This window comes from Anaerotruncus sp. 1XD42-93 (assembly GCF_009917605.1).
Lineage (GTDB): Bacteria > Bacillota > Clostridia > Oscillospirales > Ruminococcaceae > Anaerotruncus.
On sequence record NZ_QZEG01000015.1, the window covers coordinates 23,824 to 46,853 of the forward strand.

Annotated in this window: 17 protein-coding genes, 1 tRNA gene and 1 pseudogene; 14 read left to right on the plus strand and 5 right to left on the minus strand. The window is 57.0% G+C overall.

What is annotated here, in order from left to right:
- Window positions 1–95: 95 nt before the first annotated feature.
- A complete protein-coding gene (locus D5269_RS07825; RefSeq protein WP_120485316.1) occupies window positions 96–1,643 on the plus strand; it encodes a recombinase family protein in 1,548 nt (515 codons plus the stop codon).
- Window positions 1,621–1,776, plus strand: a pseudogene (locus D5269_RS07830) (sporulation transcriptional regulator SpoIIID); the annotation flags it as partial. The gene D5269_RS07825 and the pseudogene D5269_RS07830, both read left to right, overlap by 23 nt.
- 94 nt (window positions 1,777–1,870) lie before the next feature.
- Here the strand turns inward: D5269_RS07830 and D5269_RS07835 are convergent.
- Together D5269_RS07835 and D5269_RS07840 are read right to left on the minus strand one after the other, a co-directional pair.
- Entirely contained in the window at window positions 1,871–3,400 is a 1,530-nt protein-coding gene (locus D5269_RS07835; protein WP_158604943.1) for an ASKHA domain-containing protein, read from the minus strand.
- A gap of 1 nt (window position 3,401) precedes the next feature.
- Window positions 3,402–3,935: a phosphatase PAP2 family protein gene (locus D5269_RS07840; protein ID WP_120485318.1), complete on the minus strand. Its 534-nt coding sequence runs from the start codon at window positions 3,933–3,935 to the stop codon at window positions 3,402–3,404.
- Window positions 3,936–4,141: 206 nt separating this feature from the next.
- Here D5269_RS07840 and D5269_RS07845 point away from each other — a divergent pair, with 206 nt between their 5' ends.
- The 6 genes from D5269_RS07845 (at window position 4,142) to D5269_RS07870 (ending at window position 11,221) form a co-directional block, all read left to right on the plus strand.
- Window positions 4,142–5,662: a phosphomannomutase/phosphoglucomutase gene (locus D5269_RS07845; protein WP_199735723.1), complete on the plus strand. Its 1,521-nt coding sequence runs from the start codon at window positions 4,142–4,144 to the stop codon at window positions 5,660–5,662.
- A 189-nt stretch (window positions 5,663–5,851) separates the two neighbouring features.
- Complete coding sequence (locus D5269_RS07850; protein ID WP_016317035.1) at window positions 5,852–7,243, plus strand: glycine--tRNA ligase; 1,392 nt, start codon at window positions 5,852–5,854, stop codon at window positions 7,241–7,243.
- Between the two features lie 85 nt (window positions 7,244–7,328).
- Window positions 7,329–7,404: transfer RNA gene (locus tag D5269_RS07855), tRNA-Pro, on the plus strand.
- Between the two features lie 173 nt (window positions 7,405–7,577).
- Window positions 7,578–8,258 carry a 5'-methylthioadenosine/adenosylhomocysteine nucleosidase gene (locus D5269_RS07860; protein WP_120485319.1) on the plus strand — a complete coding sequence of 227 codons (681 nt, stop codon included), beginning with the start codon at window positions 7,578–7,580 and terminating at the stop codon, window positions 8,256–8,258.
- Window positions 8,259–8,408: 150 nt separating this feature from the next.
- Window positions 8,409–9,794 carry an MBOAT family O-acyltransferase gene (locus tag D5269_RS07865; RefSeq protein ID WP_120485320.1) on the plus strand — a complete coding sequence of 462 codons (1,386 nt, stop codon included), beginning with the start codon at window positions 8,409–8,411 and terminating at the stop codon, window positions 9,792–9,794.
- Between the two features lie 248 nt (window positions 9,795–10,042).
- A complete protein-coding gene (locus tag D5269_RS07870; RefSeq protein WP_120485321.1) occupies window positions 10,043–11,221 on the plus strand; it encodes a DHHW family protein in 1,179 nt (392 codons plus the stop codon).
- 13 nt (window positions 11,222–11,234) lie between these two features.
- Here the strand turns inward: D5269_RS07870 and D5269_RS07875 are convergent, their stop codons facing one another.
- Complete coding sequence (locus D5269_RS07875) at window positions 11,235–12,512, minus strand: prenyltransferase/squalene oxidase repeat-containing protein (RefSeq protein WP_016317040.1); 1,278 nt, start codon at window positions 12,510–12,512, stop codon at window positions 11,235–11,237.
- 223 nt (window positions 12,513–12,735) lie between these two features.
- Between D5269_RS07875 and D5269_RS07880 the strand changes: the two genes are divergently transcribed.
- Together D5269_RS07880 and D5269_RS07885 are read left to right on the plus strand one after the other, a co-directional pair.
- Window positions 12,736–13,218 carry a DUF6530 family protein gene (locus D5269_RS07880; protein ID WP_016317041.1) on the plus strand — a complete coding sequence of 161 codons (483 nt, stop codon included), beginning with the start codon at window positions 12,736–12,738 and terminating at the stop codon, window positions 13,216–13,218.
- The gene (locus tag D5269_RS07885) at window positions 13,218–13,559 is read left to right on the plus strand and encodes a GIY-YIG nuclease family protein (protein ID WP_120485323.1); all 342 of its coding nucleotides are present in this window, start codon (window positions 13,218–13,220) and stop codon (window positions 13,557–13,559) included. The genes D5269_RS07880 and D5269_RS07885 overlap by 1 nt, the downstream gene beginning before the upstream one ends.
- Window positions 13,560–14,276: 717 nt before the next feature.
- On the opposite strand, the gene D5269_RS07890 is transcribed toward D5269_RS07885, so the two are convergent.
- Window positions 14,277–16,361 (minus strand): RNase J family beta-CASP ribonuclease, encoded by a 2,085-nt coding sequence (locus D5269_RS07890; RefSeq protein WP_016317043.1) that lies wholly within the window; start codon window positions 16,359–16,361, stop codon window positions 14,277–14,279.
- A gap of 459 nt (window positions 16,362–16,820) precedes the next feature.
- Entirely contained in the window at window positions 16,821–19,142 is a 2,322-nt protein-coding gene (locus D5269_RS07895; RefSeq protein ID WP_120485815.1) for a sugar phosphate nucleotidyltransferase, read from the minus strand.
- A gap of 421 nt (window positions 19,143–19,563) precedes the next feature.
- On the opposite strand from D5269_RS07895, the gene D5269_RS07900 reads away from it, so the two are divergent.
- The 4 genes from D5269_RS07900 (at window position 19,564) to nifU (ending at window position 22,994) form a co-directional block, all read left to right on the plus strand.
- Window positions 19,564–20,406, plus strand: a complete 843-nt coding sequence (locus tag D5269_RS07900) for an acyltransferase domain-containing protein (RefSeq protein ID WP_120485816.1) — start codon at window positions 19,564–19,566, stop codon at window positions 20,404–20,406.
- A gap of 178 nt (window positions 20,407–20,584) precedes the next feature.
- A complete protein-coding gene (rnhA, locus tag D5269_RS18310) occupies window positions 20,585–21,031 on the plus strand; it encodes a ribonuclease HI (RefSeq protein ID WP_022788550.1) in 447 nt (148 codons plus the stop codon).
- Between the two features lie 106 nt (window positions 21,032–21,137).
- The gene (gene nifS, locus D5269_RS07910) at window positions 21,138–22,325 is read left to right on the plus strand and encodes a cysteine desulfurase NifS (protein WP_022788551.1); all 1,188 of its coding nucleotides are present in this window, start codon (window positions 21,138–21,140) and stop codon (window positions 22,323–22,325) included.
- 246 nt (window positions 22,326–22,571) lie between these two features.
- Window positions 22,572–22,994: a Fe-S cluster assembly scaffold protein NifU gene (gene nifU, locus D5269_RS07915; RefSeq protein WP_016317048.1), complete on the plus strand. Its 423-nt coding sequence runs from the start codon at window positions 22,572–22,574 to the stop codon at window positions 22,992–22,994.
- The last annotated feature ends 36 nt before the right edge of the window (window positions 22,995–23,030 follow it).

Genomic DNA, 23,030 nt, shown 5'->3' on the forward strand with positions numbered 1-23,030 from the left:
TTAATACCGCTAAATTTCGGCGTTGATCCTCTGGTGAAGGTATGCTATCATATAGATATAATAGAACGCTTTGATTTTAACAGAGAGGTTTGCCTATGAACATCGCCGCTTACTGCCGTGTCTCCACGGAGAAAGAAGACCAGCTCAACAGTTTGGAGGCCCAAAAGGAGTTCTTCTCTGAATATACCCAGCGCACCGGGGATACCCTTATCCGCCTGTACGCCGATGAAGGGCTGTCCGGTACCAAGATCAAGAACCGCAAGGAGTTCCTGCGGATGATGGCGGACGCCGAGCACCACCTGTTCGACATGGTGGTGGTCAAGGACATCTCACGCTTTGCCCGAAACACGGTGGACCTGCTGCAAAATGTCCGCAGGCTGAAAGCCCTGGGCATCGAGACCCAGTTCCTCACCGCCAACATGACCAGCATGGGCAACAGCGAGTTCGTGCTGACCATCTTCGGCGCGCTGGCTCAGGAGGAGAGCGCCAACACCTCCAAGCGGGTGAAGTTCGGCAAGAAGCTGAACGCCGAGAAGGGACGGGTTCCCAATATCGTCTACGGCTACGACAAAACCATCGGGGACTATTTTAACCTGACCATCAACCAGGAGGAGGCCGCTGTCATCCGGCAGATCTACCGCTGGTACACCCAGGAGGGCTACGGCTCCGCCAAGATTGCAAACATGCTCAATGAGCGGGGCCTCAAGACCAAGCGTAACTGCCAGTGGAGTCAAAACGCCGTAGGCCACATCCTCCGAAACGAGCTGTATACCGGGAAGATCATCAACGGCAAGCAGGAGGTCACGGACTTCCTCACCGGACAGCGGGCGGACAGGGACGAAACTGACTGGATCGTGGTGGACAAGCCCGAGCTGCGCATCATTGACGATGAAACCTTCCAACAGGCCCAGGAGGTTCTGCACTCCCGGCACAGTGCCTTTAAGATCACCCGAGAGCGGCACAGCAGCAAGCATCTGTTCTCCACCCTCATCAAGTGTAAGGAGTGCGGCTGGTCTTTCCGGCGTACCGTCCGCACCTATAAAAACACCTATGTACGCTGGGTCTGCTCCGGTCACAACGGACGGGGAGCCGACAGCTGCCCCAACGCCGTGACGGTGGATGAGGAGGAACTGATCGAGGTCTTGCAGGAATACTTCGCCGGACTGCTGAAAGCAAAGAAGTCCGTCATCAGCTATGTGGTGAACCAGTTTCAGAAGGTCTACAAGGCCAAGGACGAGAACCTGGACTACGAGAAGGAGCTGACCGCCCAGCTCACCAAGCTGCAAAAGACACGGCAGAAGTACATGGACATGTACGCCGACGACCTGATCTCCCGGGACGAGCTGAACGCCAAGATCGGCGGGATGCGGGGGGAGATCGAACGACTGGAAAACGAGCTGAAGATGATCTCCTACAATCTGACCCGCGGGGAACAGTTGGAGAGCGTCCTGACCGGCACCTTCAGGGAGATCGAGGACATCACCGATGTCCACCAGATGACCAACACCCAACTCAAGCGCATTATACAAAAAATTGAGGTGGATAAAGAGGGGAATGTTGACATCTACCTGCGCCTTTTAGGCGATCTGGGGCTGGATAATACCGTTCTAATTAGCGATAACCTTACACAAGGATGTAACTGATCGTTTAAAGAAAATCAACCCCACGATCTATGCGCAGGTCAAGCAGGTACTTGATCTAAACAAGTCCGAACGGCACATCCGGGGCGGGATTGCCACGCGGGAAAAGTATGCACGAATCAAAAGCTACGGATGAGGATTTGTTTTTCGTCTGGATGTGAAACAGGCGTTCATGCCCTGTAGAGTAGAAAAGTCCGCCTCTCCGGAATACGGAAAGGCGGACCTTTTTATTATGGGGTAAAAAGCATCTGTTCGATATATCTTTCGTTGAAAAATGGGTCGGATGCCAATTCGATCGTACGGGCATCCTGTGCAATCCGTTCGGCCTCGTGCAGAGCAGGTTCCGACTGTGCGCAGAGACAGGCGCCCATTCCTGCCGCATTGCCCATCGAAACCACTGGCGCGCTGATACGGGGCAGCAGCCCAATCCGCATGGCGGCAGCAGGGTCGATATAACTGCCGAACCCACCCGCCAGACTGACTCCTGCCAGCCGGTCACAGGAGACCCCTGCGTGATGCAACAGAGTGTCCGCCCCCGCAGCGATCGCAGCCTTTGCGAGCTGGAGCTGCCGAATGTCCTGTTGGGTCAGCACCACCCCATTCTGCAGGGGAAATTCCTCCCCATATCGTTCGTCCAGCAGGCCGGTTTCATCGAGCAGGCCCGCTTCCAGCAGTGCCGCGACCGCGTGAATCGCGCCAGTGCCGCAGATTCCCAATGCGGGGCCGCCACCGATCACCCGGCAATCCGGGATGCCTTCCCGGATTGCAACCCGGTCGATTGCACCTGGCCCGGCGGTACGGCCACACCGAAGCCCTGCCCCCTCGAACGCGGGACCCGCGGCGGTCGAGCAGCAGAACAGGCCGTCCGGGGTCATCAGCGCCATCTCACCATTGGTGCCGACGTCGATCAACAGCTCCCACTGGCGCAACGGAGAGGAAAGCAGTGCGCAGGTCAAGTCCCCGCCCAGATAAGCGCTGATGCAGGGCGCCAGATAAACCTGTACCGCAGGCGAAAGGGATGGGAACCATCCCCGGGCGCTGTAGAGCACGCCGAACAGGCTCTGTGGGATATAGGGAGCGGCGGCGATGCCCGATGGATCCAACCCTGCCGCCAGATGGAGCATGGTTGTGTTTCCGGTGAGCACCACGCCCCGCACAGCCTGTTTTGGAACGCCGGCTGTTTCAAGCAGGGAGATAAACAGCCTGTCCAACTGCCGCAGGATCGCTTCCCGCAGTGGGACAACCCCTTTTTGAGAAACGGAGGCGATCCGGGAGATTACATCCGCGCCATAGGGGGCCTGCGCATTCAGCTCACTGGTGGATGGACAGGCCCCGCTAAACGGCTCGGAGAGGCTGACCAGATAAACGGCAACCGTTGTAGTGCCGATGTCGGCGGCGAGCGCATATCCCTCCGCCCCAAACAGGGAGCTGCCCTCCCAACTGTTGACCTGTCCGGCAGTCTGTATCTGCGCAGACACCGCTTCCCCGATCTCGACGGTGCAGTCCCCCACCGCCTCGGCAGCGCAGGCGAGCCGCCAGTTTTCGAGCTGTTCCCCAATGGTCAGCAGCCGGCGTTCTTCTTGGGAGAGCGGGGAGAGTGCGCCGTATGCGCGGACCTTGCATTTTCCGCAGGTATGCGCACCCCCGCAGGGTTTCGCCAGCGGAACCTCTGCCTGCTCAAGCAGAGCGGAAAGCAGGGTGGGCGCATCCAACGGGAGCATCCGCCTTGTGCCGGCGTACCGGATAACGACAGCTGCCATCTTACTTCCCCTCCGTTTTTCGAATCGGAATCCACAGTTCAAACAGCCAGCGTGCGGCATAGGCGCAGCCAGTCCCAAGCAGCGCTCCCGCGAGCAGGTCGGTGGGATAGTGCACCGACAGGTAAAGCCGCGAAAACAGGATGAGCAGCGCAGTTGCCAGCGCCAGCCGCCCCCATCGCTTAGGGTCCATCATCCAGACCACCATTGCCCCTGCAAACGAAACCGCGGCATGGCCCGAGGGGAACGAGTAAGAGGGCTCCGGCGGGATCAGAAGCTGGAGGTTGGGCAGGTGGGTATAAGGGCGGGCGCGCTGGAACAGGTTTTTCAGCGTCCCCTCCCCAAAGATCAACATGAGCAGCAGGGAAAGCGCCATCACGCCGCCCCATTTGCGGGTAGGCTTATAACAGAGCAGGAGCAGGCAGACCGCTACCCAGAGATAGCCGTTATCCCCCAGGTGGGTAATCCAGACCATGATGCGGTCCAGAACCGGATGATGCAGGTTCTGCGCAACCCACTCGACGATCTTTAACTCCATGGCAATACCTCCCGATTTAAAATGTATCTGTTATGAAAGTGGTTTGACTATACCATATTTCCAGGAAAAAAGATAGGGCCGGGCTGGAAAATCTTTCGCCGGAGCCTATTTTGTGCTATACTGTAAACAAGAATCGAGACATTTGAACAGGATCAAATGGTTTTTGCGCAATCTGTTTTCATCTATATCTTTCAGGAGGGTTTTTTATGTCGATTACCAGACAGGAAATGCGCCGGCTGCAAAATGGCAGTGACGTGCGGGGAGTTGCGGTGGAAGGGATAGAGGGACAGCCCGTCACCCTGACCGGCGAGGCCGCAAACCGGATTGCCCAGGCGTTCGCACGCTGGCTTTCCGCCAAAACCAGAAAGCCGGCGGAAGATCTGCGGATCAGCGTGGGGCACGATTCCCGCATCTCCGCGCCCGCACTCAAGGCGGAGGTGCTGGGCGGCCTGCGGGCGCAGAAGGCTGCCGCGCTTGACTGCGGGCTGGCATCCACCCCCTCAATGTTTATGTCGGTCCTCTTCCCCGAGACCGCTTGTGACGGGGCGATTATGATTACCGCCAGCCATCTCCCGTTCAACCGCAACGGCCTGAAATTTTTCGATGCAGACGGAGGGCTGGAGCACGCTGATATCACCGCCCTGCTCGAGGATGCCGGAGGGCTGGACGCCGCAGAGGCATCGCTGGAAGGGATCGAACCGGTCGACCTGCTCTCCCTCTATGCCGCAAGCCTGCGCAAAAAAATCTGCGACGGGGTCAAGGCGGAGGATTATGCGCATCCGCTGGCAGGGCTGAAAATCGCGGTTGACGCGGGCAACGGGGCGGGCGGCTTTTTTGTCGAGCAGGTGCTGAAACCGCTCGGGGCGGACACCTCCGGCAGCCGCTATCTGGACCCAGACGGGACGTTCCCCAATCACATCCCCAACCCGGAGGACAAGCAGGCGATGGAGGCGGTACGGCAGGCGACGCTCGAAAGCCATGCAGACCTTGGGATTATCTTTGACACCGATGTCGACCGGATGTCCGCGGTCCTGCACGACGGTTCGGAGGTAAACCGGGATGCGATTATCGCCATGATGGCGGCGATCCTCGCGGACGAATATCCGGGCGGGACGGTGGTCACCGACTCGGTCACCTCCGACCGGCTGACCCGCTTCCTGGAGGAGGATCTCGGGATGAAACACCACCGGTTCAAGCGCGGCTATAAAAATGTCATCAACGAGTCCCGGCGGCTGAACGCCGAGGGGATTCTCTCGCCGCTCGCAATCGAGACCTCTGGACATGGCGCGCTTTCGGAAAACTACTTCCTGGATGATGGGGCCTATCTCGCGGTCAAACTGTTAATCGCCGCCGCAAATGCCCGCAGGCAGGGCAAGCAGGTCGATTCGCTCATCGCCGGTCTGCCGCCCCTCTTCGAAGCGCAGGAGTACCGGATGAAGATCGCCGGGGAGGGGTTCCAGCGTTATGGACAGGAGGTGCTGGAGGCATTTGAAACCCGCGCACAGGAGCGGGGGTTCCAGATCGCTCCCAACTCTTATGAGGGGGTGCGCCTCTCGTTCGACAGCGAGGCGGTGCAGGGCTGGATGCTGCTGCGGATGTCGCTGCATGACCCGCTGATGCCGCTCAACCTCGAGGGGCGCCGCGAGGGGGACTGTGCCCGTCTGACAGGGATCGCCAAAGAGCTGCTCGCCGGGTTTGACCGGCTTGACCTCTCCCCGCTCGGCTGATTCCGCCACAGACAGCCTGTCCTTGCCAACCCGGGCTAGCGCTTCTGTCCCCAGCCCAAAACGGGCTGTTGTCTGTTCCTCCGCAAAAAGTGGGGAGATTTTCCCGCTTTCCGCTTGACCCGGTTCCCGCAACGGGGTATAATAATGCACATGACTTTTCGTTACTGAGAGATTGAGAGGATGACGCTAATGAAGCATAGTGATAAAACGATGGAAAAGGTGGTAAACCTCTGCAAGAGCCGCGGTTTTGTCTATCCCGGCTCCGAGATTTACGGTGGCCTTTCCAATTCATGGGATTACGGCCCGCTCGGTGTTGAGTTCAAAAACAATGTCAAACGCGCCTGGTGGAAAAAGTTTGTACAGGAGTCCCCCTACAACGTCGGGCTGGATTCGGCCATCCTGATGAATCCGCAGGTGTGGGTGGCATCGGGGCATGTGGGCGGCTTCTCCGACCCGCTGATGGACTGCAAGGACTGCAAGACCCGCCATCGTGCGGACAAGCTGATCGAAGATGTGACCGGTGAAGCTGCGGACGGCTGGACCAACGAACAGATGATGTCCTATATCCAGGAGCATCACATCAAATGTCCTGACTGCGGCGGGGAAAATTTCACCGACATCCGTAAATTCAACCTGATGTTCAAAACCTTCCAGGGGGTGACCGAGGACGCAAAAAGCGAACTTTATCTGCGCCCGGAAACCGCGCAGGGCATCTTTGTCAACTTCCAGAACGTCCAGCGCACCACCCGCAAAAAACTGCCGTTCGGCGTTGGGCAGATCGGCAAATCCTTCCGCAATGAGATCACCCCTGGAAACTTCATCTTCCGGATCCGCGAGTTCGAGCAGATGGAGCTGGAATTCTTCTGCAAGCCTGACACTGACCTGGAGTGGTTCCAGTACTGGCGCGGCTTCTGCGAAAACTGGCTGCTCTCGCTCGGCATGGCCAAAGAGAACCTGCGCCTGCGCGACCATGCCCAGGAGGAGCTGTCGTTCTATTCCAAGGCAACCACCGACATCGAATACCTCTTCCCGTTTGGCTGGGGCGAACTGTGGGGGATTGCCGACCGCACCAATTACGACCTCGGGCGCCATTCGGAGGAATCCGGAAAAGCCCTCGACTACTTCGACCAGGAGACCAACGAACGGTATGTCCCCTATGTGGTGGAACCGTCGCTCGGCGCCGACCGTGTCGCGCTGGCCTTCCTTTGTGACGCTTATGACGAAGAGGTTGTCAGCACCGACGACAAGGGCAAGGAGGATATCCGGGTCGTCATGCGTCTGCATCCTGCACTCGCCCCGTTCAAGGCCTGTGTGCTGCCCCTCTCCAAAAAGCTGAACGAGGGCGCGGGCAAAATTTATGAAACCCTCTCCAAAGAGTTTATGGTCGATTATGATGACGCAGGCTCGATCGGAAAACGGTACCGCCGTCAGGACGAGATCGGTACCCCGCTCTGCATCACCTATGACTTTGATTCCGAGACGGATGGCTGTGTGACTGTCCGCGACCGTGACACGATGGCGCAGGAGCGCATCAAGGTCGAAGCGCTTGCAGAGTATGTCAGGGCAAAAATTCAGTTTTAAACAGTCCCCCGGCGGGGTGAAAAAATCGCCCCGCCGGTTTGACACCGGCGCTAGATTCTGATATACTATTATCATATGGAAAATCCGGGGTGTAGCGCAGTTGGTAGCGCGCCTGCTTTGGGAGCAGGATGCCGTGGGTTCGAATCCCGCCACTCCGACCAAATCCAACACCATCTATTGGCAGCTCATGCGAGTTCGGTAGATGGTGTTTGGTTTAGGCCCCATAATGATGCTACAGATGGAAAAAATCCAGCGAAGCGCCGGATCATTCCGCTCCATCTAAGAAAACAAAGCGGCTGTATCGGAATGACAGAACCGACAGGAGGCGTTGTATATGTGTATAGGGATTGTTGCAGCAACGAAAGCGGAGATAGCCCCATTCACTGCCGCCATGCGCAATATCGAAACGGAAGAATATTCCATGCTGAAATTCCACAAGGGGAACTATGCTGGCATCGACGTAATTGCCTTATTCTGCGGCGTTTGCAGGGTGAACGCCGCGATTGCCGCACAAATATTGATTGACCGGTATCAGGTGGAACAGATCATCGTTATTGGCGTTGCGGGCGCAATCAACCCGGATTTACAGATTGGGGATACCGTTATTTCTTCGCAGGTCGCTTATCATGATGTTGCCGATGAAATCTTAACGCAATATCACCCGTGGATGGAAAGCATTTATTTTACAGCCGACCCAAGCCTGGTGCATGGCATAAGCCTGGCGAATGCCGATGATCCCTCGGTGAGGGTCGGCAGGATCGTAACGGGAGAATCTTTTATCGACCAGGAGGGGCGCGAAGAAATCATTGAGAGATACGATCCTCTGTGTGTCGATATGGAAACCGCCGGCGTCGCCCATGTCTGTTATGCCAGCGCGGTCCCCTTTGCCGCCATTCGTTCCATGAGCGATACCCCCCACGAGAGCGGAAGCGGCGCGTTTGAAAAATACTGCAAAACGGCAGCGGAGAAATCGGTGCGGGTGCTGATCCGCTACCTGGATACCGCTTACCGGTAGCGTGGACCACCTTTGCTGTTTTTTCACCTCACGGCAGCACGATCTGAGGTATTGAATAAATCCAAAAAATTTGGTAAAGTGTATTGGATAGCTTGATAGCGCCGATACACTTTTTCAATTGATACAGACAATCAAAAAAGGAGGAGAAGGATGGTTTTCAGCAGCCTGCTGTTTCTTTTCCGGTTTTTGCCGGCAGCATTTCTCGCTTACTATCTGACGCCAAAAAAATGCAAAAATCTGACCCTTCTGATCGTAAGCCTGATTTTTTATTCGTGGGGGGAAGTCCGATACTTCCCAATCATGCTTTCGATTATTCTGGTCAACTATCTCGCCGGGCTTGGGATCGGCCGATGGAGGGGTCACCGGAAGCTCTGCCGGGGGATTCTCGCAGTTTCTGTGGTGTTCAGCGTGGGATTCCTCGCATTTTTCAAATACAGCAATTTCCTGCTGATGAATCTCAATGTGTTGTTTGGAACCTCCTTCCCGATGCTTGAGGTCACAAAAAACCTGCCTCTCGGGATCAGCTTTTACACCTTCCAGATTATGACCTATACCATCGACGTCTATTTCCACAAGATCGAGGTAGAGCGCAATATCATTGACTTTGGGACGTTTGTTGTCCTCTTCCCGCAGCTGATTGCCGGCCCAATCGTGAAATATTCGGATATCAACCGCGAACTGAAAGACCGCCAGATCACGCTTGATGCGATACAGGACGGAATCGCGCTGTTTATCTTCGGGCTGGGGAGCAAGGTACTGCTTGCAAACAACATTGGCGCGCTCTGGACCGAGGTGGAATCCGCGGGATTCACGAACCTTTCGACCGCCGGGGCCTGGCTCGCTCTTTCTGCCTATGCCCTGCAAATCTACTTTGACTTTTCCGGTTACTCGCTCATGGCGATCGGGATGGGACGGGCGCTCGGGTTTCATTTCCCGCAGAACTTCAACTATCCTTACGTCTCCCGCAGCCTGACTGAATTCTGGCGCAGATGGCACATGACCCTTGGCGGCTGGTTCCGGGAATACCTCTATTTCCCACTGGGCGGCAATCGGGTCAGCAGATGGAAACAGTACCGCAACCTGTTCCTGATCTGGTTCGCAACCGGCCTGTGGCATGGTGCGGCCTGGAATTTTGTGCTCTGGGGGCTGTACTTTTTTGTGATGCTGAGTTTTGAACGGCTGTTCCTGCAGCGCTTTCTGGACCGTTACCGGCTGTTCTCGCATCTCTATGTCTTAATCGGGCTGCAGATCAGCTGGGTCCTGTTCGCGATTACCGATATGAAAAAAACTGGGACGTTTTTCTCGTTGCTTTTTCTGCCGCACAGCGGGAACGACTGGATGTATTATCTGCGAAACTACGGGATCATCATGGCGGTTGGGGCCGTGTTCTCGCTGCCTGTGCTCAATCTGCTCCGCGACCGTCTGCCAAAGCTCTGCAAATGGCTGGCAGTCCCGTTCCTCGGGCTGATTTTGCTGTTGTCGGTCGCATATCTCGTGGATTCCACCTACAATCCATTCCTGTATTTCCGTTTTTAAGGAGGGATAAAAGATGCAAAAAATCAAGCGGTGTCTACCTCTGATCGCGATTTTATCGTTGTCAGCGGCATACTTTGTGTATTACACCTGCAATCCATTCCTGTATTTCCGTTTTTAAAAGGGGGATAAAGATGCAAAAAATCAAACGGTATCTACCTCTGATCGCGATCTTATCGCTGTCAGCGGCATACTTTGTGTATTACACCTGCAATCCATTTCTGTATTTCCGTTTCTAAGGGAGGATAGCGATGCAAAAAATCAAGCGGTATCCACTTTTGATCCTGTTCACCCTCTTCTTGTTTGTCACCACGGTTGCGGACATGTGCGCCAACAACCGGGTATTCAGCGAGATGGAAAACAAATACCTGACCCAAAAGCCGGCATTCAGCTGGTCCCAGCTTTTTAAAAACCAGTACACCCCCAAATATGAAACCTATATCAATGACCAGTTTGTGGGGCGGGACTGGTGGATCACCGTAAAATCGGTCAGTGAGTCCGCATTTGGCAAGATCAAGAACAATGGGATCGTTTACGGTTCCGACCACTATCTGTTTGAGGAATACCTGACAACCGATGAGGACCGGATCGAACGCAATATCGGCTTTTTGAACGAGTTCGTGCAGACCTATGGGAATCAGGTTCCGGTCACCGTTTCGGTGATCCCGAGTTCCTATGCGATACTGGGGGATTACCTTCCTACCGGGCTGCACAATGTCGATCAACGCGCCTATTGTGAGCAGATCCGTTCGCAGATAGAATCGGAGTGGCTCGACCTGTTCCCGGTGATGACGCAAACCGCAGCAGATGCGGCAGCCTTTAATGCCTCCCGGGAGCCAAACGAGGAGGAGCTGCTCGCCTACTATCGCACCGACCATCATTGGACTTCCTATGGCGCCTATCGCGCCTATCAGGCATTTGCTGCGTCACGCGGGAAAATGCCGGTGGAACTGGAAACACTGAAACCATATCTCTATTACCTGCCCGATTTCTATGGGAGTTACTTCAGCAAATGCAAGCTCTATTCCGCGCTGCCGGACACGATCGCTGTTTATGATCTTCCGGTCGATTCGGTGACGGTCGGCGGGGAGCAGAAACCCACCCTGCATAATACCGCCCAGTGGGGAGTCCGGGATAAACACGCCGGGCTTCTCTGGGGGAATGCCGACGTGACGGTGATCAAATCCCGAAACAACCGTACGCAGGAAGCCGGAAAAACTTCCCGGGTCCTGCTCTTCAAGGACAGTTTTGGGAACAGCTTCGCTCCGTTTCTGACCTATAACTACGACGAGGTTTATGTCGTGGACCTGCGCAGCAACCTGACGCCGGTCAGCGAACTGATGTCGCAGGTCGAATTTGATGATGTATTGATCCTTTACAATTTTTTGTCTTTTTCGAGCAGCGCAGATGTCGCGCGGATCACCTATTAAAAAAACCCCTCCCTTAAACAGGAGGGGTTTTTTCATCCGGTTCTATCTCGGAGGGGTAAGGCGGTTCCATCTCGGGGATGGTATCGAAATCAGGCAGTTCGGCCTGCATCGGTATATGGATTTCCATGGTTTCCATCGGTACTTCTTCGATAGGCGGCTGGGCCGGACGCGCTGTCTGTGCTTCGGGGCTGCTTTCCAGATCGTAGGGATTCCCAAAGAACGGGATTCTGCGATCGCCCCACTTTTTGCCGATCCAGGTGGTGAGAAGCAGCAGAGCATAGATAATTGCCAGCATTCCAAGAAAACCAACCAGAAATTGCAGGTAGGACATCACTGCGCTCCGTTTTTGTTCCGGCTCAGACGGGGCATATCCCGGATAACAGGAGGGAGAAAGATGGGGGGAAAGCCCGGTCTGATCGGCATAGAGCGCAAGAGCAGCGTACTCGGTTGCCTCAACCGATGAAGGTTCCCCCATCAGCATGGAAAACCCTCCATCCGTGTTCTGGAACCGGAAAAGGGCATCGAGCAGATCACCGCCCTCCTTGACAAACCGCGCATCTTCAAGGGGAATGCCCAGGGTGGATATGGCAGTCAGCACCGCAGCCGTCGCCCGGCAGTTGGCACCGCCCTGCGCGTTGAAGGTCCCATCCGGGTTCTGCTGCTCAGAAAGCCATGACAACGCACGTTCCAGCGAGGAGCTGACATAGGAAACATCCTTCTGAGGGGCAAGCGCGGTGATCGCATCTGCGGTGACAATAACATCCGGATCACGTCCGGCGGTGGGGGCGAAGCCTCCTGAGCGCTGCTGGGAGGAAACCAGATAATCGGTCACCGAAGGGATGGAATTCCGCGCAGACTCAAAAATCGGGCTTTCTGCCGCAGTATAGGCCATCAACGCCAGGCTTGCGTTTTCCAGCCCGTCCTCATACAGGTTCTCATGCGAGGATAGCGTGGAGAGCAGATTGGTTTTCTGATAAGCGGATGGGTCCTGCCCGAGCTTGACCAGCGCCAGGATCGAAAGCTCCAGATCGTGCGCTTTGCGAAACCCGTTGGAACGTCCTGTCTCCAACATAGTGTAAAGCCGGGCTTTGGCATCCTCCCGGATTTCCCGCTGCCCGAGAGAGCAGACGGTGATACTCCACTGTCCGGCTGGCTGATTGTTGAGGTATTCCCAGGTCTGCCCTGCGACGGGGGAAACTCTATGGTCCTGGTTGTCCTGTGCCTGTACCGGAAGTGCAGTACCCAGCAGGACAGAGAAACTTAAAACCAGTGCGCAAAGCTGCTTCAGCATGGTTAAAGTCCTCCTTTTTCTCCAAAGTTCAGGCGATAAAAGCCGCGAAAGAAAATCCCGCAGACGGAATCTGCGGCGGAAATGGGTTTCTGATGATTATAGCACAGCCGGACAAAGATTTCAACCGGTGGGAGAGGTGTTCATATCCTCCCTCTTGACAAACCACACCCTCTTCCGCTATAATATCTAGTAAATTACTAATTTACTAGAGGACTGATTCAAAATGAGGATACCAACAACCCTAAAACACAAGCCGGTAATCGTTGCGGAGGATTATGGAAATATCGATGGGCGCACCGCCTATCAAACGGATACGCAGGGGCTTTCTCTGGGACTTGCGCAGTGGAATGACCGCGGAAAACTGGATATTTCCGCAAAAGTCTGGCGATATACGGGAGAAAAGTGGTCGCGGCAGTCGGAGGAACTGCCTCTGCACCGGGTGATCGACCTTGCAATTTTGATCTGCCGGTCCAAACTGTTTTTCCGGGAGGAAAGCTACCGGCATCCGAAGCTGTACGACCCGGAGAAACCGGTGATCGACCGGGTAGGGCTGCAAGGGGACGCGATGACTGTCGCAGTCTGCACTGAAAATGAGCGGATCGACGAGGACATCCAACTGTTCTCCCAGGCGCTGTCGCAGGATGACGAGCTGCTGGGGGAACGGATGCGGGTTCTCGCACGCATTTTAAAGGAGATGGGATACTGATGGACCAGCATAAAAAAGATCTGATCCGGGAATTTAAGGCCAAGCCGCTGACAGGCGGTATCTGCAAAACGACCAACCAGAAAAACGGGCGGTATCTGCTTGAAGCTGTGGTCAACCCACAGGGGAGCAAAAACCGGTTTACCTTCGCGCAGATGACGGGAACAAGTCTGGGATTCCGGCTGCAAAAGGACTGGGAGACCTTCGGCGGTGATGCATTCACCTTTGAAATTCTGGAGGAAATCACCCAAAAGGAAACCCAGACCGAAGCGGAGTTTCGCGAGGAGCTGGAGCTTCTGGGGGAGCTTTGGGCGGAAAAATTCGACCCGGACCTTTCCTATTAGAGACGGTTCCGTATGTTTGAAAGGGGGCTTTTTCTCTTGCAAAAAGCCCCCTCTCGCCGCTTCGCGGCAATTCACCCGAAAAAAGCGCTTCACAGGATAAAGCGTTCCGCCGCGTGCGCGCGGCGGCGGGGGCTCCGCCCCTCGACCCCGCAATTTTTTGAAAAAAATTGAGTAAAACTTTAAATTGAGAAAATAAGAGATTCGCCGAGCTTGTCGGGGTGGGGCCTGCGGGGAGGGGTCGCCGACCCCTCGCCCGCAAGGCAAACTGAGGGGGCGTCGCGGCGGATGCCGCGCTTCGGACCGTAGGTCCGAGAAGACCCCCGAAGAAGGGCGCTTGCGTCCCGGAAGTTTGGTCTGGAACCCAAACTTCCGTTGCCTCACTGCCCCTCGACCCCGCAATTTTTTGAAAAAAATTGACTAAAACTTTAGGGCTTGTTTGAAAATAGAGAAATAGACGGATGGTTCGTAAAAAGCGAGCGGTTGCAAGGAAAAAAGCACAGGAATACTTGCTGTATTCCGCGCATTTTTGACGCGGCAGCTGCCGCTTTTTGTAGAAAAAGACGGCTATTTCGATTTTTCAAACAGCCCCTGGATTTTAAACAGGCTCTTAGAGGTTGTTGGAAAAAGCGGAACCACGTTTTTCTGCGAATGCAAAAAAAATTACGGGGCCGAGGGGAAATTCCCCTCGGCCCCGCTGCCATTCCAACAGGCTGGTCTCTATATCTCCTGGATAACCGGCAGGATCATCGGGCTGCGCTTGGTGCGGCTGTAAAAATAGGAGGAAAGGGAGTCGCGCACCTGTGATTTGATGTTCCCCCACTCATGTACATTTTTACGCCTGCACTCGTCGAGCGTCCTGCGCGCGATCTCCCGCGCCTCGGTCAGCATATCCTCCGCCTCCCGCACATAGACAAACCCGCGGGAGATGATATCCGGACCCGCTACAATCCTTCCTGTCGCCTGCTCGGTGGTCACCACCACAACGATCAGGCCATCCTGCCCCAGATGCTTACGGTCACGCAGGACAATACTTCCCACATCACCGACACCCAGTCCATCCACAAGAACCCTGCCGGACGGAACCATTTCCTCGTGTTTCACCGACACGCCGTCCAGCTCAAAGACCCGGCCATTTTCGCCGATCAGCACATGATCGTTGTCCATCCCCATCGCCAGCGCGAGGCTGGCGTGCTTTTTCAGCTGTTTGAACTCACCATGAACCGGGAAAAAGAATTTGGGCCTGGTCAGCGCTAGCATGATCTTCAGCTCCTCCTGGCAGGCGTGCCCTGAGACATGCACCTCATACATCCGCTCCCAGATCACCTCTGCGCCGAGCCGCATCAGGTCATTGACCACCCGGCTCACCGTCTTTTCGTTGCCGGGGATCGGCGTCGCACTGATGATGATAAAGTCGTCCGCAGTCACGCTCACCTTGCGATGATCGTTGCACGCCATCCGGGAGAGCGCACTCATCGGCTCACCCTGGCTTCCGGTCGTAATCAGGACGATGTCCTCGGGGCGGTAGCGGTTGATGTCGTCAATGTCGATCATCACATCTTTGGGCGGCTGCAAATATCCGAGCTCGGTCGCCACCGCTACGACATTGATCATGCTCCTGCCCGACACCGCAACCTTGCGGCCGAACTTGGCGGCAGCTTCGCAGATCAGCTGGATCCGGTGGACGTTGGAAGAGAAGGTCGCCACGATGATCCGGCGGCGCTTCGCCTGCTCGAACAGCTTGTTGAAGCTGTCGCGGACAGTCTGTTCGGTCGGGGTGAAGCCCGGGCGCTCGGCATTGGTGGAATCCGACAGCAGCGCCAGTACCCCATGGCTTCCCAGCTCCCCAAACCGCGCCAGGTCGATGATGTCCCCGATTACCGGCGTATAGTCGATCTTGAAGTCGCCGGTCTGGATAATCACGCCCGCCGGGGTGTGGATCGCCAGCGCGACCGCATCCGGGATCGAGTGGTTGACCCGGATAAACTCGATCTCAAAGCATCCCAGCTTGATCGTTTCCTTCGGGGCGATCTGCACCAGCTTGACCTTGCCATAAAGCCCATGTTCCCGCAGTTTGTTTTCGATCAGCCCGATCGTCAGCTTGGTCGCATAGACCGGTACATTCACCTCTTTCAGGAAGTAGGGCAGCGCGCCGATATGGTCTTCGTGCCCGTGGGTGATAACGATCCCCCGCAGCCGGTCGCGGTTATTGACCGCATAGGTGAACTCGGGCAGTACGAGGTCTACCCCGAGCATCTGCTCATCCGGGAAGGTCATCCCGCAGTCGACCAGGAACATGTCCCCCATGCATTCGTACGCGGTGATGTTCTTGCCGACCTCGAGCATCCCGCCCAGCGGGGTGATCCGCACCGGCGGTTTTCGCTGCTCCTTGTCTCTGGAGCGCCCTTTTTTGCGGGTCTGGTTCTGCTGCCTGGGTGCGGAAGCGGCCCGGGATTCCTGCTTTTTTGCAGCAGGCGGTTCCTGTTTTTTGGCGGGCTGCTGCTTCGATGGGCCTGGCCGGCGTCCCCGCTTGAGCGGCGGCTGGGGCTGCTGGAGCGTTTCCGGGCTCTCCTGTGCCGGTTGGGCGGCTTTCTCCTTTTCCGGCTCCGCCGGCTTTTCCTTTGCTTTTTTGGTCTTGGGCAGTGCTTTTTGCAGCGCTTTTGCCGCCGCTTCCTTCATCTGCGCACCTGTCTTTTTGCGGGGGGGCGCCTTCCGTTCCACCGCTGCCCGCTTTTCGAGCAGTTCCAGCCCCATCTCGAGCTGCTGCTCGGTCAGCTTTCCGCTGATTTTTTTGTCATCTGTCACAAAATTACCTCCGTATGATTTTGAGAAAGTTCGATTCTCTGTCAATTTTAACAGGGCTTGTTTGAAAACGGAAAAGCACCTCGCAATCCCCCCGTTCAAAGACGCAGGGCCTGCCGGTTCGCCTCTGGCGGTGGTTTCGAATTCAAACAGCCTCTGGACTGTTCGGTGCAAAAGGGAACCGGCCGCAGTGCTTCCGAAGCAGGGCGGTTCCAATTTTCAGACAATCTCTCATGCAATGAATTACAATACAAAACACCACCCATCCCGATTCGCTTTCTCTCCAAAGCAAACCTTGCGGGATAGGCAGGATATTCAGCCGCGGGCGCGGGGTTACCCCGTCATTTTTACGGACACGGGCACGCCGCGCGGTATTTCATTGGGGATTTCCGGAACAGGAACATCCCAAAACCGAACACAATATCACTACATACAATAGCATTTCCCGGACCGGATGTCAAGTCACCCACGCCCGCCGCGGTCCTCCTCCCGCCTGATCCGCTCCTTTAGCTGCTTTTCGAAATCGACGCACAGCTCCTGCGCGGCCTCCCAGCTCGCCGCCTCCGCAAACACCCGGATTGCGCTGCCATTTTTGCGCGGCCGCAGCAGGACGATCCCCTTTTCCTCCCGGATCACGACCCCTTCCCCGGCGCGTTCTCCCAGCCCGTCGAGCAGGCGGGAGGGCGGAAGCTGGATCGGGACGGTGCGTTCCCCGGTCGAGAAGGGCGGGAGCATCCGGTCCAGCCCGGCAAGGGAAAGCTGGTTCTTGCGCAGATAGTTGAGCAGGACAACCGCCAGCATCAGCCCGTCGCGGGTGCACTGCTGCTGTGCCGCCAGGCTCCGCCCCGGCGCGTCGGCATCGTCTGCCGGACAGAGCAGATACCGGTAAACCCGCCGCCCGCGCTCGTTCGCAAACCGGTCGAGCGCACGCGGAAAATCGTTTTCCACCGCAACATCCCTGCCCTGTTCAAACATCGCCAGGCAGTAGGCCGCGACCGCCCGTTTCCGGTCGAGTGTGGTCTCCCCCTCGGAGAGGGTGAGAGAAACCCCGTTCTCCGAAAGCTGGAGCCGAATCCCGTCCCCCAGTTCACAGCCCAGCTTGAGAAGCACATTTTCAAGCAGCCGCTCCACCGTTCGATTGGCGCAGGACACAGATGCGTGCATCCCCGAAAGCCCTTCCGGGCAGAGCCGCAGAAGCTCGGTGAGATAGATCACTCCGATGCCGGAAAGGTCGATCCGGTCGCCGAACCCATCCCGCCCGGCGCGGGTGAACTCCCCGCGCGCCAACGCCAGCTCGATCTCCCGTTCCACCCGGCGGGTGGCGGGAAGCCCGGCATCGCAAACCAGCTTGATCGCACCCGGCTCCCCCGCGTGCAGATAAACCCCGAGGGTGAGCGCGTTGCAGCTCATCCCAAAGCCGAAGAGCGCTTCGAATGCCGACCCAAAGTCCAGCACCCCGGCCCCGGCCGAGCGGATTCCAGCGATCAGAGCGTCGGCCAATACATGGGAGCAGCGGTCACTGCCCGAAGCTATCCCGACCGGCCTGCCGCCTGCAATCGACCCGACCGCACAGCCGACCCGCACCGCCAGTTCGGGGGTCAGCTCGACCCCCACCTCCCCGCACAGGCCATCGTCATCGAACCGGCTGACCGCCCCGCCGCGCGCCGAGAGATGGTCGGAAGCCTGCGCATCGTCAGGCAGGCTGGCTTTTGCCGAGAGCCGCACCCCCGGGCGGACAACCGCCCGGGAACCGACCGCTGCGTCCTCGCCGACCGCGGACCCTTCGAGCAGTGATGCCCGGGATTTGACCGATCCTCCCGCACAGATAACCGCACAGCAGGCGCTGGCCCGTTCACCGAGCAGGGAATGGGGCAGCAGGACGCACCCCTCGACCGTCGCGCCCGCAGCTACGGTGCATCCATCGTCGAGTACGCTGCCTGCACCGATGACCGCGTTTTCCCCGATCTGTACCCCCTCGCCGAGGTAGACCGGCGGGTGGAGCAGATACCGCCCCGCCGGATGCCGCCCTCGGACCAGATTGCCGAAATCATCCCGTTTTCCAGGCAGGCTGCAACGCACCCTGCCTTCGAGCAGGTCGGACTGCACACGCCGGTAGGCTTCCAGATCCCCTACATCACACCAATACCCGTCAAGGGCGCAGCTCTGCATCCGCATCCCGTTTTTGAGCAGCAGCGGAAAGAGGTCGGACGCAAAGTCAAATTTTTCCCCCTGCGGGATCATATCGACCGCTGCGGGTGACAGAATATAGATGCCGGTGTTTGCCAGCTCGCTGGTTGCCTGCGAGAAGGACGGTTTCTCCACAAAGCCGGTCACCCGCCCGGTGGAATCGGCGAGCACCAGGCCATATTCCCGTGGGTCGCCCACCCGGGTGGTCACGATGGTTGCCGCCGCGCCGGTGCTCTCGTGCATCTCTACCGCCTCCCTCAACGGCAGATCACAGAGCGCGTCGCCGCTCGCAACCAGCAGCGGCGCATCCAGTGCCCCGACCGCTGCCCGCACGCTGCCCGCAGTACCCAGCGGCCGCTCCTCCTCCGCAAATAAGAGCCGTATTCCTGCGAATTCTGCCGAAGAGAAATGCGACCTGAGCTGTTCGGACAGATACCGCAGGGTGAATACCGCCTCCTCCACCCCGTTTGCCGCGAGCAGTTCGAGTATATATTCAACCACCGGCCGCCCGCAGAGGCGCACCATCGGCTTGGGGACCGTTTCGGTGAGAGGACGCAGCCGGGTTCCCTCCCCGCCTGCAAGGATGACCGCTTTCATATGGAACCTCCCTACACTTTCATTTTCAAAGTCTGTCTGTTCGACGTTTTAAAACCGGCTCCCCTGTTTCAGGGACCAGGAGCTGCCTGAAACATCGAAAATACCGCCCATTCCGCCGCTGTTTCAACCATCCCCATCTTCAAACTGGGAATGGAATGTTTCATCCGCATTTGGCTGTGCCCCCGCACTGCACACCGCGGGCGAAGGAACTGCCTCCCAAAGGGCGGAGGCGGTGAATCTGTGCAAGGGAAAAAGTTCCCTGCCCAAAGATGCAGAACCGCTTCCCTGTTAGTATAGGCGGCGATCCCGGCTCTTACTCACCCCTTGAAAATTCTGCGGCGAGGGGTTGTAATACGGAGGAATATGGTATACAATAAAAACTGAAAACAAAGGAGTCCGCCGGCTGATAGGAGGCGCAAGCATGGAGCTGACAACACTGTATCGCCTGATCGGCCTACAGCCCGAGATCGTGGAACGGCTGGAGCCTTTCCACAACGGGAGCGACCGGATGCGGCTTGGCCCCTATCTGGAACGGCTGACCATGCCCGAAACCGCGCAGGAGGCGTATCTCTCCCTCAAGGAGGTTCTGGGGGAGGATCCGGATGGCCTGGCGATGCTCTACTGTCAGCTGGAAGCCGCCAGACAGGTGTATCGCCGGTACCAGGAAAAGGGGATTCCGGAGCGCATCTTTATTGATACGATGCGCTGTTTCCCACGGTTTATCGCCGAGTGTGAGAAAAAAGATGGGCGCTTGCTCTTCGACCGGGGCTGGTGGTCCTACCGGCAGACCAGCATGTGCCTGTTCCGTATTGGAGCGCTGGAATATGAGTTCCGGAAACATGAGGGTGAACCAGCGGTCGCGCTCCACATCCCGTCGGGCGCGGACCTCTCAGAACCGGCGGTCAACGATTCGCTCGAACAGGCCGGCCGGTTCTTCCAGACCCATTACCGGGATTACAAATACAGCCGCTACATCTGCATTTCCTGGCTGCTGTCCCCGGCGCTGGAGCCGCTGCTGTCCGAGACTTCCCGTATCCGTTCTTTTCAGCAGCGGTTCGAGATTGTCCAGACGTATCCGGAGAACATGGAATTCATCGAGCTGCTGTTTCAGGTCCCGAGAACGGCGCTCTATGACAGCTTGCCGGAAACTACCAGCCTCCAGCGCGGTGTAAAAGCGCTTCTTCTCGGAGGCGGTATGGTGGGTTCTGCATATGGGACACTGGAAAGACAAAAATACGGTTCAGAGGCCCCCATCCCTCGTTAGCCTGGGCGCTTTTTTCCTCACAAAAAGCAGCTCCCTTGGCGTTGGCGGCGGGCCCGTACCGATTCTCACCAAACTGCCGCACGCGGAGACCGGCGTGCATAGGTCAACCGGCGTGAAGTGCCGGCTCTCAGGCCGGAGCAAAGGCTGTCAAAACTTTTGGTTGGGCGGAGGAATTCGATTGAAACAGGTTATGATATTCACCGACGGTGCATGTTCCGGCAACCCGGGCGCGGGCGGATGGGGCGCAGTGCTCCGGTTTGGCCCGCATGAAAAGGAGCTTTCGGGCGGAGAAGCCCAGACAACCAACAACCGCATGGAGCTGACCGGCGTGATTATGGCGCTTTCGGCGCTCAAAGAGCCATGCAAAGTCGAGCTGACCACCGATTCCCGTTATGTGGTTGATTCGGTTACAAAGGGCTGGGTTTATGGCTGGAAGAAAAAAGGCTGGATGCGCACCCCAAAGGAACCGGCAAAGAACGCCGACCTTTGGAAGCAGCTGCTCGGCCTGCTTGAACAGCATGAAGTTACCTTCCATTGGGTAAAAGGGCACGCCGGCCACCCAGAAAACGAGCGGTGCGACACGCTTGCAGTTGAAGCGATCGCAAAAATTCGTGCAAATTTGTGAATTTTTTTACAATACCCCTTGCAAAGCATACCGAACAGGTATACAATATAGATACCGTCATAACACACATACACATTTCAGGATAAGAATGGTGGGTTTCACGACTATGAAAAGATTCGTTTATGCGGACAACGCCGCGACTACCCGGATTTCGGACGAAGTCTTTGCGGCAATGCTCCCTTGGCTGAAAGAGGGCTACGGCAATCCTTCGAGCATCTATGCAAAAGGACGGGAAGCCGGACATGCCATTGAAAATGCGCGCAAGCAGGCCGCTCAGGCGCTCGGCGCGCAGCCCGGCGAGATTTATTTTACCGGCTGCGGCTCGGAGAGCGACAACTGGGCGATCAAAGGCGCAGCGCACCGGCTCGCCGCCAAAGGCAAAAAGCATATCATCACCACCGCGTTTGAACATCACGCGGTTTTGCATACCTGCGCCGCCCTCGAGAAGGAGGGGTTTGAGGTCACCTATCTGCCGGTGGGCGAGATGGGCGTGATTGATGCGCAGCAGGTCGCGGACGCGATCCGGGAGGATACCGCGCTGGTCACGATCATGTATGCCAATAACGAGATCGGAACCATCCAGCCGATCGCCGAGATCGGGGAAATCTGCCGGGAACGGCAGGTCTGGTTCCACACCGACGCGGTTCAGGCGGTGGGACATGTCCCGATTGACGTCAATGGGCAGAAGATCGACATGCTCTCGATGTCGGGACATAAAATCCATGCGCCCAAAGGGGTCGGCGTGCTCTATATCCGCAAGGGCATCGTGCTCCCCAACCTGATCGACGGCGGCGGGCAGGAGAAAAGCCGCCGCGCGGGCACCGAGAATGTCGCGTCGATCGTTGCGCTTGGCCGCGCAATCGAGATCGCCTGCACCGGGATTCAGGCCCGGGAGGAGAAGGTCGCGGCAAAACGTGACCGGATCATTGAGGAGCTGCTCAAGGTGCCGGTTTCCCGGCTCAACGGGGACCCAAAACGCCGTCTCGCAGGGAATATCAATCTTTCGTTCCCGGGCGTCGAGGGGGAATCGCTCCTGCTCTCGCTCGATCTGGAAGGAATCTGTGCCTCTTCCGGTTCGGCCTGCACTTCGGGTTCACTCGATCCCAGCCATGTGCTGCTCTCGATCGGGCTGTCGCACGAGGTCGCACATGGGTCGCTGCGTGTCTCGATCAACGAGGAAACCTCAGACGAGGATGTCGAGCACATCATCGCCAGTGTCCCGCCGATTATCGAGCGGCTGCGTGCAATGTCCCCCATGTGGGAGCATATGCAAAAGGGTGAAATCGCCCTGTAAGACCAAACGTTTCGCCAGCCTTTTCAAAGGCTGTGGTTTTCAAAGGCAAAGCCTTTGACCGCTTGCCGCAGCAAGCGGAACGCTTTATCCTGAGAAGCGCTTTTTCGGGTGAATTGCCGCGAAGCGGCAAGAGGGGGCTTTTTGCAAGTGAAAAAGCCCCCTGCCGAGAGCTTGCAGCAGCTTCCGGGAATCACACCTCATTCCGGAGGTTCCGCCGGATTTCAAAACGGAAAGGATGAATTGTTTATGCTATATTCTGATAAAGTTCTGGAGCATTTTGCGTCGCCTCACAATGTCGGTGAGATCGAGAATGCCGACGGGGTCGGTGAGGTGGGCAACGCCAAATGCGGCGACATCATGAAAATGTATCTCAAGATCGACAGCGGGGTCATCACCGATGCCAAGTTTAAGACATTCGGCTGCGGCGCGGCGATCGCGACCAGCTCGATGGCAACCGACATGATTAAAGGCGCCACAATCGAGGAGGCGCTCAAACTCTCGAATCAGGCTGTGGTGGAGGCGCTCGACGGGCTCCCCGCCTCGAAAATCCACTGTTCGGTGCTGGCGGAGCAGGCAGTAAAATCTGCGCTCGCGGATTACTACCGCAAAAACGGGGTTGACCCCACACCGATTGTAGGGGAAATCGGCGAGTGTGACGCCTGCCACTGACCCCGAACCGCGCCTGCCCCGCCTTGTTTTTTTCGC